At 41.2% G+C, this 13,859-nt stretch carries 14 protein-coding genes and 1 tRNA gene; 8 read left to right on the top strand and 7 right to left on the bottom strand.

Annotated elements, in window-relative coordinates:
• The first annotated feature begins 238 nt into the window (after positions 1–238).
• Complete coding sequence (locus tag BN1765_RS17780) at positions 239–1,096, top strand: C39 family peptidase (RefSeq protein WP_050616366.1); 858 nt, start codon at positions 239–241, stop codon at positions 1,094–1,096.
• A 617-nt stretch (positions 1,097–1,713) separates the two neighbouring features.
• On the top strand, positions 1,714–3,537 hold the full coding sequence (locus BN1765_RS17775) for an LTA synthase family protein (protein WP_050616834.1): 1,824 nt from the start codon (positions 1,714–1,716) through the stop codon (positions 3,535–3,537).
• A 192-nt stretch (positions 3,538–3,729) separates the two neighbouring features.
• Here the strand turns inward: BN1765_RS17775 and BN1765_RS17770 are convergent, their stop codons facing one another.
• The 5 genes from BN1765_RS17770 to BN1765_RS17750 all read right to left on the bottom strand — a co-directional run bounded on the left by BN1765_RS17770 (position 3,730) and on the right by BN1765_RS17750 (position 7,793).
• The gene (locus BN1765_RS17770; protein ID WP_050616365.1) at positions 3,730–4,962 is read right to left on the bottom strand and encodes a trypsin-like peptidase domain-containing protein; all 1,233 of its coding nucleotides are present in this window, start codon (positions 4,960–4,962) and stop codon (positions 3,730–3,732) included.
• Positions 4,963–5,155: 193 nt separating this feature from the next.
• A tRNA-Lys gene (locus BN1765_RS17765) sits at positions 5,156–5,228 on the bottom strand.
• Positions 5,229–5,572: 344 nt separating this feature from the next.
• A complete protein-coding gene (locus BN1765_RS17760) occupies positions 5,573–6,523 on the bottom strand; it encodes an L-lactate dehydrogenase (protein ID WP_050616364.1) in 951 nt (316 codons plus the stop codon).
• Between the two features lie 460 nt (positions 6,524–6,983).
• Positions 6,984–7,166, bottom strand: coding sequence for a class I SAM-dependent methyltransferase (locus tag BN1765_RS20840; RefSeq protein ID WP_075050826.1), 183 nt, complete (start codon positions 7,164–7,166; stop codon positions 6,984–6,986).
• A 60-nt stretch (positions 7,167–7,226) separates the two neighbouring features.
• Positions 7,227–7,793, bottom strand: coding sequence for a cysteine hydrolase family protein (locus BN1765_RS17750; protein ID WP_050616362.1), 567 nt, complete (start codon positions 7,791–7,793; stop codon positions 7,227–7,229).
• 191 nt (positions 7,794–7,984) lie between these two features.
• Between BN1765_RS17750 and BN1765_RS17745 the strand changes: the two genes are divergently transcribed.
• The 5 genes from BN1765_RS17745 to BN1765_RS17725 all read left to right on the top strand — a co-directional run bounded on the left by BN1765_RS17745 (position 7,985) and on the right by BN1765_RS17725 (position 10,971).
• Complete coding sequence (locus tag BN1765_RS17745) at positions 7,985–8,188, top strand: DUF1657 domain-containing protein (RefSeq protein ID WP_050616361.1); 204 nt, start codon at positions 7,985–7,987, stop codon at positions 8,186–8,188.
• 186 nt (positions 8,189–8,374) lie between these two features.
• A complete protein-coding gene (gene spoVAC, locus BN1765_RS17740) occupies positions 8,375–8,854 on the top strand; it encodes a stage V sporulation protein AC (protein WP_050616360.1) in 480 nt (159 codons plus the stop codon).
• Positions 8,854–9,861, top strand: a complete 1,008-nt coding sequence (gene spoVAD, locus BN1765_RS17735) for a stage V sporulation protein AD (protein ID WP_050616359.1) — start codon at positions 8,854–8,856, stop codon at positions 9,859–9,861. Before spoVAC ends, spoVAD begins: the two co-directional genes overlap by 1 nt.
• Before the next feature lie 24 nt (positions 9,862–9,885).
• Positions 9,886–10,092, top strand: a complete 207-nt coding sequence (locus BN1765_RS17730; RefSeq protein WP_050616358.1) for a DUF1657 domain-containing protein — start codon at positions 9,886–9,888, stop codon at positions 10,090–10,092.
• Between the two features lie 18 nt (positions 10,093–10,110).
• Complete coding sequence (locus BN1765_RS17725) at positions 10,111–10,971, top strand: DUF421 domain-containing protein (protein WP_050616357.1); 861 nt, start codon at positions 10,111–10,113, stop codon at positions 10,969–10,971.
• A gap of 84 nt (positions 10,972–11,055) precedes the next feature.
• Here BN1765_RS17725 and BN1765_RS17720 read toward each other — a convergent pair whose 3' ends face one another.
• Together BN1765_RS17720 and trhA are read right to left on the bottom strand one after the other, a co-directional pair.
• Positions 11,056–11,982 (bottom strand): hypothetical protein, encoded by a 927-nt coding sequence (locus BN1765_RS17720; RefSeq protein WP_050616356.1) that lies wholly within the window; start codon positions 11,980–11,982, stop codon positions 11,056–11,058.
• A 348-nt stretch (positions 11,983–12,330) separates the two neighbouring features.
• A complete protein-coding gene (gene trhA / locus BN1765_RS17715) occupies positions 12,331–12,978 on the bottom strand; it encodes a PAQR family membrane homeostasis protein TrhA (RefSeq protein WP_050616355.1) in 648 nt (215 codons plus the stop codon).
• A 153-nt stretch (positions 12,979–13,131) separates the two neighbouring features.
• On the opposite strand from trhA, the gene BN1765_RS17710 reads away from it, so the two are divergent.
• On the top strand, positions 13,132–13,704 hold the full coding sequence (locus tag BN1765_RS17710) for a DUF1836 domain-containing protein (RefSeq protein ID WP_050616833.1): 573 nt from the start codon (positions 13,132–13,134) through the stop codon (positions 13,702–13,704).
• Positions 13,705–13,859: the final 155 nt, after the last annotated feature.

Raw genomic sequence — 13,859 nt, 5'->3', positions numbered from 1 at the left:
GCATAAGCCCCTAAGAATAAGAAGCCGGGATAGTCAAGGAGAAGCCGCTCCTTGGCTATTTCTGCTTTTTAATTATATTATCCTTTTATTCCCTATTTTTCAAGCAAATGCATCTTCTGTTGCCAAATCGTAACAATATAGACAAGAAAAGAAACTAAATCATTTTTATTTACAAATAAGAAAGAATATACTATATTTTAATTCTGGTTTTTAACATACAAAAGGGGGATTTTGAAGATTGAAAAAAACGTTCTCAATTTTATTATCATCAGTGTTGCTTGCAGGAACAATTGGAGCGATTGCTTACGATAAAGCCGATGCTAAAACGAAGGCTAAGACGGAGCATAAGGCTAAGGAAGAAAGAGTGATTCCTTATCCAAAGGGGTATAATCTGACAGAAGGGGCAGCGGGATATGCCTTAAAGGGAAATCATAAAAATTCTCCATACTTCTCTACGGTGGATTATTACAATGCCAAATCGACGAAGAGCCGTATGATCCTTGAGAAATTTAAAACGTATCAGCAGACAAAGGAGTATTCTTGCGGACCAGCATCTGCTCTGATGGTACTGAACCATAATAATGTAAAGAAATATGATGAGTTGCAAATCGCTAAGATGATGAAATCTCATGTTGACATAGATGGAGACAATACAGCTGAAAAAGGTGTGGCCAATGAACGCGGGGAATGGGGCACAAGCACCGACCGCATGGTATCCTTCTTTAAGCAAATCGGCTGGAATGTAAAATCTAGCCTTGATACACAGAAAAGTGATGGTACAACTTTTGCTTCGCCGGATGAATTCAAAACATTTGTCCTACACAATTTAAAGCAAAAAACACCGGTTATGGTGGAATGGTCCGACTGGGGAGCACATTGGCAGGTAGTCATCGGCTATGACAATATGGGTACTCCTGATTTCATAGGAGATGACGTGTTGATCCTTGCTGACCCATACGATACTTCTGACCATAAACAGGATGGTTATTACACATTCAATATGGAACGATTCTTCTATATGTGGCATGACGACCGTGTAATGCCTGAATCGCAAAGCAACCAGCAATGGATTGTGGCAACGCCAAAAAATAAATAAATGCAAAAAGTGCCTTATCAGTAAGGCGCTTTTTTTATGGCTGCATCGCTCACATTTCATTTGGCGGACAACTAGTGCGGAATGGGGAAATAATAGAGACCTTTTATTTCTTACCTTTTTAAAAGAAACTTAAGAAATTCTTAAACTTTGTCTGTTAGAATGAAGGCTATCATGGGCGAATGATGCGGGCATGCTCTTATTGTGGCTGTCTTTTCTAATTATTGCTATGTTTGTTTCATCCATTGAGGCTTTCCTGCATTTCTGTTAAAGTGATAGAAGTTAGTGACAATAGAAGAAGAAAGGCATGCACTGAGTAAGAAGATGCCGGGGATCACAGTAAATGAACCGGCACGTGATGGATGATGGATGAATACAAAAATGTTGCCTTGTTTAGCTTATTTTTCTATTTGATTTTTTCATCGCAGCGTATTAATCTCTTATCCTATGGTGTATATAGATAGAAAGATAGCCAACTTGCCGTGGCGATTTCATGGCATCTCATAAAGAAACCACCGATTCAATTTCTGTTGTAGAGGAGGATCATTACAGTGAAAAAGTTCTTATCGAAGGACAAATTTTCAACCGCCAGCATTTCATTGATCGCTTTGGCGATTATCATGCTATGGATTAAAACATATATAACCTATAAAGTAAGCTTTGATATTGATATCGAAAATGGCATGCAGGAATTCATCCTGTTCATTAACCCGTTATGCTTTTTAATGTTCATTTTCGGATTCGGCCTTTTCATGAAGGATAAACGCAGGCCGACTTATATATTCGCGGTAAGTTTGATCGTTTCTGCCATTCTTTACGGAAACGTCGTTTATTACCGGGAATTCACAGACTTCCTGACCATTCCATTATTGAAGCAGACAAGCAATATGGGGGATTTAGGATCAAGTATCCTGACATTAATGTCCCCATGGGATATCCTGTTCTTCGTCGACCTTCTAATCTTGGGATTAGTGATGAAGTTCAAACCGTCATTTGTCGTGAATAAAACCTATTCGAAAGTGAACCGCCGTGTTTATTTTCTGCTGGTTGTGGCAATCGGGTTCTTCAACTTGGGATTGGCGGAAACAGAACGCCCAGAGCTTCTGACGCGTACTTTTGACCGTGAAATGCTTGTAAAGAATATCGGAACATATAACTATCACTTATATGATGCTTATTTAGCGACAAAAACATCCGCACAACGAGCATTGGCGGATGGCAGTGAGCTGGCGGAAATCGAGAATTACTCGAATGCCAATTACAAAGAGCCGAACAAAGAAACATTCGGTATCGCTAAAAACAAAAACGTTATTCTGGTCAGCTTGGAAAGCTTGCAGAATTTTGTGATCAACAATACCCTTTATGGCGAAGAGATTACGCCATTCCTGAATAAATTCATTAAAGAAAGTTATTACTTCGATAACTTCTATCATCAAGTTGGGCAAGGAAAGACATCCGACTCAGAATTCCTTTTGGAAAACTCGCTTTATCCGATCGGACGCGGTTCGGTATTCTTTACCCATTCGCAAAATGAATATACGACCTTCGCTGAAACGTTGCGCGCCAAAGGCTACTCAACAGCAGCTTTGCATGCGAATAATAAAAGTTTTTGGAACCGTGACGTGATGTACAAGGCTCTTGGCTATGATCGTTACTACAATATTGATGATTATGATGTAAATGAACAAAATTCAGTGGGTTGGGGATTAAAGGACAAGGATTTCTTAAAACAATCCATCGCCCATCTGAAGGAATTGGAAGCGAAAGGCTCTCCTTTCTATGCGAAGTTCATTACATTGACAAACCATCATCCATATACACTGGGTGAGGAAGATGCCACAATCGGCAAGTTCGACTCCAATTCGAAGACGTTGAATAATTACTTCCAAACTGTCCGTTACATGGATGAAGCGATTGAACAGTTCATTAATGATTTGAAGACAGAAGGATTATATGATAATTCCATTATCGTTATGTATGGAGACCATTATGGTATTTCTGAAAACCATAACGTAGCAATGGCGAAGTATTTGAATAAAGATAGCATTACTGCTTTCGATTCAGCGCAACTGCAAAAAGTGCCGTTGATTATTCATGTGCCTGGCCAAAAAGGCCAAGTGATCTCCAAAGTGTCCGGCCAAATCGATTTGAAGCCAACGCTCCTAGATCTGCTTGGCATCGATTCTAAAGGAAGCATTCAGCTCGGTTCCGACATCTTCTCAAACGATAAACTGGAATTCACTGTATTCCGTGATGGAAGCTTCATTACCAAGGATTATGTTTATACAAGCGAAACCTTGTACGATAAAGCAACAGGAGAAGTGATCCCTGATAAATCCGTTGCTAAGCCTTATATAGACAAAGCCCAGCAAGAACTGGAATACTCGGATAAAATCATCTATGGCGATTTGCTCCGTTTCATTGAGTCAGGGCAAAAGAAATAAAGGAAACCCCGCAGCTGATTGCCTGCGGGGTTATTTTGATGCCGTTCTAACTTCCATTCAAAAGATGCGTGAAGAAGCGGGCTAGGGAAATCAAGAGGTTGTAACAATCCGATTGGCGATTGGTAGGGGATGAAAATCTTCCTGGCCCTCAAAGTTTCACTCTTCATCTTCAGGAAGGTTGGTTCCATTTGTCTACTCATCTGAAGAAGCTTCATCGTTCGCGTCTTCGGTAACATCTTCGTTGTTGTATGCAGCTGGATCATCCGATTCTTCAGGAAGGGAGTCACTTTCTGCGGGATCCTCATTGTCCTCTTCATCAAAAGTGGGATGATCGGACGGAAGCTGATATGAGTCTTCTTCATCTGTATATTCATCCTCATAGCCAGTTTCGTCACTATATTCACTTTCATAGCTGGACTCATCCCCGTACTCGTCTTCTTCGCCATATTCATCATTGTAGGATCCGCCGTCAAAATAGGAATCGCTTCCGTAAAGATTCTGATAATAATAGTCGCCTGCTTCATTATAGAAAAGATCTAGGATAGCTTGTTCACTCATTGGATTGTTTACCCATGCATTTACAGTATCCATCACTTTGTAAAGAGGAATACTGAAACCAATATTGGATTCAGCCGTCACTTTTGCTGAATTAATGGCGACAACCTTTTCGGTCAGCTCATCCAGTAGAGGGCCTCCGCTGCTTCCAGGGGCAATTGGTGCAGTGATTTGGTATATTTCATCATATGTATGAGGCTCGATGATGAATGAGCGATCAACACCGCTGATATTCCCCAGGGTAGCTGTATTTTCTAAGCCAAGAGGGCTTCCAAGTGCAATGACCTTGTCGCCGAGGCTTTCTTTTTTGGCCACTTCAAGAGTCAAAGGAGTGCGGCCTGCCAATGCTTCTACACGAATGACTGCAATATCGACATCGTTGCTATAGCCAATGACTGTTCCACTATATTCTTCCCCATTGTTAGTGCGAATGGTAGCTTTCGTACTGCCTTCGACTACGTGGGCATTTGTAAGAACGTCACCATTCCGATTGATCAGAAATCCTGAACCTTGGCCAAGTTCATTCACAATAGTAAAGACCTTCGGCAAAGAATCGTTAATGATTTCAGATACTTTTTTAGAAGGCTTCTTTTTAATGGCAGGAGCACTCTGTGCCATTTTTGGGGGAGCTGCTTTCGTTACAATAGCAACTTTCTGTTTTGGATCATGTTTTAATTCGCCGGAATGCTGTAGCGGTTCCTGGCTATAGTAAAGATATACGGTATAGGTAATAATAGATAGGCATATAACGGATAAAAATGTAGCGAAAACAACCAGCGCTTTATTCTTTTTATGTTTCACCTTGTTTCCGCAATGGGGACAGTATTTCGAGCCTTGAGGCGCAGGGTTTCCACATTTTGAACAGTACATAAGACTCACTCCTATAAGGGACTTTTTTACTGTTATAGTTTAATAGACTTTGGTATATTTTACAAATAAAAAAAGAAAAATGTAGAAGAAGGCCTAATATAATCCTTTTTATCGAAGCCACCGCAAACGCCGCCAATAATATTGCCATAATAAAAAAGGGACGCAAAGGTTTTTCCTTTGTGTCCCTTAGTAATGGGTTGTGAGGGGATCGAACCCACGACCCGCTGATTAAGAGTCAGCTGCTCTACCAACTGAGCTAACAACCCGTCATGTGATTAACTTATGTACTTATTATAATTCAATAGTTTATAAAAGAAAAGCGATTTGCTCAAACGTTTTGAAAGATTTGAAAATAGGAATAAAAATAAAAACAGCTTAGCATAAAAAGCTAAGCTGTTGAGTGGTTCAACTAATAATCAGTGGGGATGAAAGAATCCCAGTGATTAAAGTTTCACCTTATCCCATTCCAACTGGCGCTAAAACTCTCACTTTAACACGGAAGTGAAGACTAAGAAGTGTTAAGTGTGAGATCAAGCGCCAGTAAGAATCCGATTGGTTCAACTAATAATCAGTGGGGATGAAAGAACCCCCCACTGATTAAAGTTTCACCTTATAAGCCGATTATAGCCATGTGTTCTTTAAGGATCTGTTCAGAATGACGGAATTTTTCCATTTCATCCTCTGTCAGCCGAAGTTCAACAACTTCCTTTACACCAGAACGGGTGATGATGGCTGGAACCCCCATGCAGACATCTTTCATACCGTATTCTCCATCAAGGACCGTCGATACGGCGATGATTTTGTAATCATCGTTAAAGATGGAACGAGTGATATAGGCGATGGCATTACCGATGCCGTAATAAGTGGTTCCTTTGCGGTTCAGGATTTCGAATCCTGCTTTGCGGACCTGGTCGGTGATTTCATCCAAATCGATGCCGCTGTATTTTTCTTTATGTTCCTCTAAAATTTGCATAAATGGCTTTCCGCCGATTGTCAAATGGGACCATGCAACGAACTGGGAATCACCATGCTCACCCATTGTATAGCCTTGAATACTGCGAGGGTCCACATCGATATGCTCGGAAAGAATGGACTTCAAGCGAGAGGAATCCAAAGAAGTACCTGTTCCCAATACCTGATTTCTTGGCAGCCCTGATTCTTTCCAAATTAAGTATGTGATGATATCGACTGGATTGGAAGCAACGAGGAAAATACCGGAGAAACCTGTTTTCATTACTTCGTGGACGATGGATTTAGCGATTTTCGCAGAAATCTCCAATGTATCAAGGCGTGTTTGGCCGGGTTTTGGCGGTCCACCAGCTGTCACGATGATTATGTCCATATTTTTGCAGTCTTCATACGAACCAAGACGGACCTTGGTTCTTGAGGTGGTGAAATCCACACAATGCTGAAGATCCATCACTTCACCGTATGCCCTTTCTCTATTAACGTCAATAAGAACCAATTCATCTACAATATTTTGGTTCACGATTGAGTAACCGGCTGATGCGCCTACAAAACCTGTACCGATGATGGCTACTTTCCTGGTTGAACAGATCATATGTATCCTCCTGTTTGAAAAATGAATGATTGTGTTGATAAACTTTTTTCCTGTACTAATGAACGCTCAGACTTCCGCTTCAAAGGGCGAGAGGATGTTAAGCGACCGTAAAGAACCTAAGTGGTTCATAGTGATTTATGGGGGATATCCCCCTTGGTCTTTTTATAAAAGTAGTGAACATATAAGTGAATTATAAAATGGACGGTGTGAAGGTGAGAATAGTTTTAACCAGACATTTTTTCTTTATGGCGATTCTTTGGACGAAGTCTGATTTATGGTAATTTTCAAAGTGGCTCAGTGGCTTAAGTAAACGTCTCTTTTATTGGAGAGCTGTTTATCCATTCCTGTTTAAAATGGACGATGAAAGTTTTTGCCGTTCTGATTTGGGCATGGCCATCTATAACTTCTGGGGTTGGGAAGGAGAAGGAGGAGAGACTTTTTAAGTCCTTTCCTCTATCGTTCAATAAACCATTCGTTCCTTGCCCTGTTTCATTGGCCTGGTAGTCGATTCTGCTAACGCTCCGCAAAATTTTTTCGCTTCCGTAATAAGATAGCCCCATCCGCAGCTTATATCCAACAGTTTCTTTCCTTTCTTAACATTCAGTTTGTGAAGAATATGGCGGATTCTATTCGTTTGCCGCATGTGGCAATCTTAAGAAGCCAGAAGATACGCTGAAAGATGTAAGGACAAAAACAGGCTGCTTTACTTAAAAGTCAATTTGGAGCTCTCGGTTATATCAGCTTCCAAAACATCTGTAATCATCTTCAAGGCAAAATCATTCTCTTTCTTTGTATTAGAAGCTATGCAGTCTGCTGGGACGAATATGTTATATTCACGCATATATGCTTCATCGGCGCTGAAGAGGACGCAAATATTCCCTGCTATTCCTGTAAGGATCACATTTTTGGCTTCAAGCTGATGAAGGAGTGTATTCAACGCTGTTTCGTAAAAAGCAGAGTGCTTAGGTTTAATTAGAAAATAATCATCCTCATCCGGTGTTATTTCATCCAGTATGTCTTCATTCTGCTCATTTTTGCAGAATTCGATGATTTTTTTGTAATTGGCCTGCCACATATAATAATGGTCGTTGACATAAATGACAGGTATGCCCTCTTCCTTCGCTTTTTTCTTTAAGTCTTTCAGAGGTTTAATGATGTTTTTTGTATGCTCAAGTAATTGATCGCCTCCGGGGAAATCGAAATTATTGATCATATCGATAATGATTAATGCGTAAGGATGTTGATGCTTTAAAGAATTTGGTGCTGGCATCGTGATTCCTCCTTTTAAAGAACTTTTTAGTTATTACATACCGCATTTGGCCGCTGATAAACCTAGAGGAAAACCTGATCGGTCATCGGTGTCAGATGAATTGGAATGGAAAATTTTAGAGAGGATATTTAGGGGGTATGATTCCATACTAATCTGTGTAACGAGATTACTCTTCAAGGAGGCGTCATCATATGACAGTCATTAATAATGTGAAAACCACTCTTGCTGGGTTAAAAACAGCTCAGGCCAGCTTTGAAACATTTGCTTTGAGCACAGATAACCAAGAAGCCAAGCAATTGTACCAGAATGCCGCTGCCCAAACACAGTCAATTGTGGATTCACTATCTCCACGTGTGGAACAAATGGAACAAGAAGAGCCTCAATACAAGCAATAAGCAGGAAGGGTTGGTTAAAGCAACCAACCCTTTCTTCCATTACATACAAAGTGCGAAGTCAAAGAAGTAGAAGCGGGAGATCAAGCATCCGTAAGAACGCGACAATTGGCGGGAGATGAATGCCCCCATCGATAAACGTTTCACTTTGTATAAGAAAGCAATTTCATCCATAAAGGGAGTGCCGATATGGCTAACAGCAAAAAGAAAAAACTTACACCAACCCAACAGGAATATCAAGAACTGCAAAGCCAATTGGAGTTAAAGCGGCCCGTATTAAAAAATTGCATGAGAGCCTTTTGGGTAGGGGGCTTAATCTGTTTGATCGGGCAAATCCTAGAATTTTTCTATATCTACTTTTTTAATTTCACCGAACAGACTGCAGGCAGTCCTACAGTAGGGACTTTCGTTTTCATTGCCATGCTTTTAACCGGTTTTGGAGGTTATGACCGCCTTGCCCAGTATGGCGGCGCCGGTACGGCTGTGCCTGTGACAGGCTTTGGAAATGCGATCATTTCTGCATCCATTGAACATCGACGGGAAGGGCTTGTGCTGGGGGTTGGCGGCAATATGTTCAAATTGGCGGGATCTGTTATCGTCTTTGGCGTATTTTCAGCTTTTGTAGTTGCCCTTATAAGAACGCTTATAGTCAAGTGGGGTGGTTTTTAATGCTTAAGGGTCATCGTACATGGGTGTTTGACCATAAGCCGGTCATCCTTTCCACAGGTACAGTAGGAGGGCCGTTTGAAGCAAAGGGAGCGCTGGCCGAGGATTTCGATTTATTGCATGAAGATACATGGCTGTTGCAGGATTCCTATGAAAAAGCGCAGCGGGTGCTTCTTGAAGAAGCTTCCAAAAAGGCAATTGAAAAAGCGAGCCTTCAAAAGGAACAGATTAAGTTCTTTTTCGGAGGGGATCTCATTAATCAGATTACGCCTACCAGCTTCGCTATGAGGACACTCGGCATTCCGTACTTTGGCTTATTCGGTGCTTGCTCTACGTCGATGGAGGGATTGGCCTTAGCAGCTTATATCGTTGACACAAAAGGCGCTGATTACATATTGACCGGAGCTTCCAGCCATAATTCGGCTGCAGAAAAACAATTTCGCTATCCGACCGAGTATGGCGGCCAAAAGCCTCCGACAGCGCAATGGACCGTAACAGGGGCAGGGGCAGCAGTCATCGGACAAAGCGGTAAAGGGCCGAAAGTGACCTCGGCCACGATCGGCCGTGTCATAGACATGGGATTAACCGATCCATTCAATATGGGAGGCGCCATGGCGCCAGCAGCTGTAGATACGATCGAATCCCATTTGAATGAGCGTCAAATTGACCCTTCTTATTATGACTATATTGTCACTGGAGATCTGGGGACAATCGGGCAAGATGTGTCGCTCGCTTTGTTTGAAAAACATGGAATCCCTATAAGTAAAGAGCAATTTAAGGATTGCGGCCTGATGATCTATAGGCAAGGGCAGCCGGTTCTTGCGGGGGCGAGCGGGCCAGGATGCTCGGCAACGGTTGTTTACGGCCATTTATTGAACGCCATGAAAAGAGGAGAGTTCAAAAGAATGCTGGTAGTGGCCACAGGGGCATTGCTTTCTCCGCTATCCTTCCAACAGAATGAGACCATTCCATGCATCGCCCATGCAGTTTCAATCGAAATGGATGGCTAAAGAGATCGAAAAGGAGGTTGTCAAATGACTGTTGCGTCGGAAGTGAAACAATGCTTAGCCAGTATGAAGGGAATTGAATCGAGTCTTTCAACATTGGCCCTCACCATGGTGGATCCCCAATCAAAAAAGGCATTGGAGGATTCAAGGCAGCTTGTCGGTGAAGCCATACTGGAGCTGAGTGAGCGGATTGGTGTACTTGAAAGGGAAGAACTGCAATACAAAGGGTTTTAAAGGCAAGGAGGTGCAGTCATGCCGGATTGGTTAGTTGTTATTGTAAGGTCGATTATTTTCCTTGTTGCGCTTTTCCTGATAACCAAAATGCTCGGAAAGAAACAAATTGCCCAGCTTTCTTTCTTTGAGTATGTAACGGGAATAACCATCGGGAACATTGGGGCTGAGGTGGTAACCGGATTGGAGCAAAGCGTCGGTCTGGGATTGTTGGCTTTGGTTGCCACAGCCATCCTTCCATTTATAGTAGGGTTCATTTCGTTAAAAAGCAAAACCTTCCGAAATTTTGTGGAAGGTAAAGGGACTGTATTCATTCAAGATGGGAAAATTTTAGAAGAGAATCTGAAGAAAGAGCGTTTTTCCACAGATGAATTGTTGGAGATGCTCAGAAAAAAAAGTGTATTTTCAACTGCTGATGTAGAATTTGCTGTCTTAGAACATACAGGTGATTTAAACGTTTTGCTAAAGAAAGAGAATCAACCTTTAACCCCTAAAGATATCAATATGCTAGTCCCAAATGAAAAGGAACCGCAGACGGTTATCATGGACGGCAAATTGCTGGATGAGCCATTAGCAACGTTGGGTCGAAGCAGGGCGTGGCTGCAAACAGAGCTTGAGAAGTTGGGAGTTACCCTTGAGAATGTATTTCTTGGGCAAATCGATTCGTATGGAGAGCTGACAGTGGATTTGTTTGATGACCAGCTGAAAGTGGCATCACCGCAAGGAAGGCCTCTATTGTATGCAACCATGAAAAAATGCCAGGCGGATTTGGAACTTTTTGCGCTGGGAACAGATGACCCGGAAGCAAAACAAATGTACGAAAAAAATAGCGAGAAATTGCAACAAGCCATCGACCATGTGGCTTATATTCTAAAAAGCTGATGGTGACAGGCCGTCGCAAATTCCGCATACTAATTTTAAAAATACTGTAAAGAAACTGTATGGACGAGATTCTTTACAGTTTCTTTATTTTGAGTTGGCAGTTGGATCGAAATGCGTGGCAATCTTCAGCATATCGATTGGATTAGTGACGCCAAAAATAGAATAGACTGTTTTTCCTTCTTGCCAGGTTACTTTATTAGTAGCAGATTTGGATGCTTCTACATCAGCTTTGACTGAACCGTATTGATGCGGGGCAGGCAGTGAATTCTTTTCCAAATAGGAAACGATTTGTTTGGCTAGCGGTGTATAATCGCTGTTTCCTTCTATATTGGAAGCGTGTACGGATAAATACCATCGCCCTTCATGCCAATTGAGCCATTTGTTTCCCGCGCCGGCTTCTGGAAATCCTTTAATGCCCGATCCCAATTGAATAGGGGGGTTGCCTGTATTGATTTCTTTAGGAGACATATAACCGACCGCTTCCTGCGCCTGCTGGACAGTATTATATTGGCGGACTTCCACAGTAGCAATAGGGTGGGCAATTTGGACAATATTCAATTTCTTATGATTGACCGGAATGCTAGTATCGGTTTCGAAGAAAATGACTCTATACATTTGTTTATCCGAAACAGTGGCGGCACTCAAATGTTTTTTGGCATTCGTCAACGGCAGTTCCTTTGGCAGCTTTGGTTCCAAATTGCTGGAAATTTGTTTCTTGGTCTCGGCAATCACTTCTTTTTGCGTCACATTCGTTTGGGTGTTGTTTTGGTAACCTGAAGGGTTTGTTGCTGAGCTCCCTGCATCTTTTGTTCCATTATTGCTATGATCGTCCGAGGTCTGCGGTTTCGATGATGAATGGCCGTTGGAATTGGTTTCGGTAGGAGTTGTGGTTGAATCCTGTTGTTGTTTCTCTTGTGTGGAGGTGCCTGCTGTTGTTGTTTCTTCCTTGTTGGTACAAGCAGACAATGCCAGCAATGATAATAGTGCAGCTAAGTAAATGGTTTTCTTCATGATTATTCACCTCTCTTTGCTTATTCCCGTTAAAAATTAGAAAAAACGTCATTATCTATTCGTTTAGTATATTTTAGATAAAAATACCAAAATATATAACTTTAAGCAATAACAACCATATTCGTTATCATCTGCATGAAGATTACGAAAGTCAAGTTAGAATCATCTAAAAATGTACAAAAAAATAGCGGAAGCCCACCCGATATGACGTTTTCTCTTTATACAGTATTGCGGCCACAAGCAAAATGATTGGACAGATAAAGGGAAAATTTGATTGATGGGAGTTTTTGCGCCAGTTAGAAAATAATCTCCATCCAAAAGGGTGGAGATTATTCATTCATGAGAAGTTTAGATGACGTACTCATATACACTTATAAAATGGGCCAGGCTGCCGAGCAAAATAAAGATATGGAATATTTCATGAAAGCCAAGATGTTTGAATTCTAAAAATGCCGGCTTCAGTGCATAAATGATACCGCCTATTGTGTAGATGATCCCTCCGCCAATCAATAGGTAGAGACCTTCTTTGCTGAGGGCTTGGGACAGTGGCTTGGCGGCCAGAATGATGATCCACCCCATTGCTATATATAAAACGGTCGATAACCAACGAGGACAAGAGAACCATAGAAGTTTAAACAATACACCGCTCACAGCAATAAGTGTAATCAATCCAAATAGAAACCAACCGATTAAACCATGAAGGGAAATCAAACAAAAAGGGGCATACGAACCGGCAATTAAAATAAAAATCATGGAATGGTCCAGTTTTCTTAACCAGGCAATGACTGTATCTTTGGCAACAACTAAATGGTAGGTTGCTGAGGCGGCATAGAGGAGAATGAGGCTGATGCCGAAAATGATGACAGCTGACAGTTGAAGCACGGTCGAGTGGCCAGCAGCAGCTTTGATCGTCATGGCCAGCAACCCGATAAAGGAAAAAATAGCACCCGCCAAATGCGTAAACCCGTTGATGGGTTCCCTGATATACATATTCATTTTAGTAATCTCCTTTGTTAAACATGTAGTTTTTATAACTACATATAATTATATGTATGAATCGAAATGTAGTCAATGTTTATATTTACTTTTATTTTTCCCTCCTATAAACTGAAATGTAAGGAGATTGCAAAGGCAGGTAACTACTTTATGATGGAGAACAAAACAGAGTATATAACGAAAAGTGTCCAAGAACCGTTGCTTAAATCGGAAGATATACCGGATATCGATTTATACATGGACCAGGTTATTCAATTATTTGAACAAAAATTTGGGAGCACTAAACGCCACGAAGAAGACAAAATTTTGACCAAAACAATGATCAATAATTATGCGAAGGGTAAATTATTCTTTCCAATCAAAAACAAAAAATATTCCAAGAACCATCTCATCTTAATTTCCCTGATCTATCAATTGAAAGGGATTCTTTCCATAAATGATATTAAAGATACATTGAGTGCGCTTAATAAGGAAGTGACCGAGACAAATCGCTCATTGGAGTCCTTTTATGAATCCTATCTGGCTGTACAGACAAAGAACGCAGAACATTTTAAAGAAGAAGCGGCTTTGATAGACATAGAAGCAGCTGAGGAAATGCAGCCTAAGGATAAAGAGTTGGAGCCGATTCTGAAAATCGCCTCTATGATCCATATGAGCCAAATGTACAAAAAGGCAGCAGAAACATTGATTGACGAACTAAAACTAGAAGCAGACCAAAAAGGGTAACCAATACCTGCTGTTTTGATCCCATTCTAACTGGCGTTATGACTCCCGCTTCATCATATGTAAGTGGGAGATTAAGCGCCAGTAAGAATGATAAACGCAGACTATAAAAAGAAGTAATCTATTAAGCAAACATCTTTTCTAATAGGGGAAGCGTA

It is taken from the genome of Bacillus testis (assembly GCF_001243895.1).
Classification (GTDB): Bacteria; Bacillota; Bacilli; order Bacillales; family DSM-1321; genus Bacillus_AD; species Bacillus_AD testis.
The sequence above is the reverse complement of the archived record's forward strand: the minus strand, read 5'-3'. Positions and strand labels throughout refer to the sequence as shown.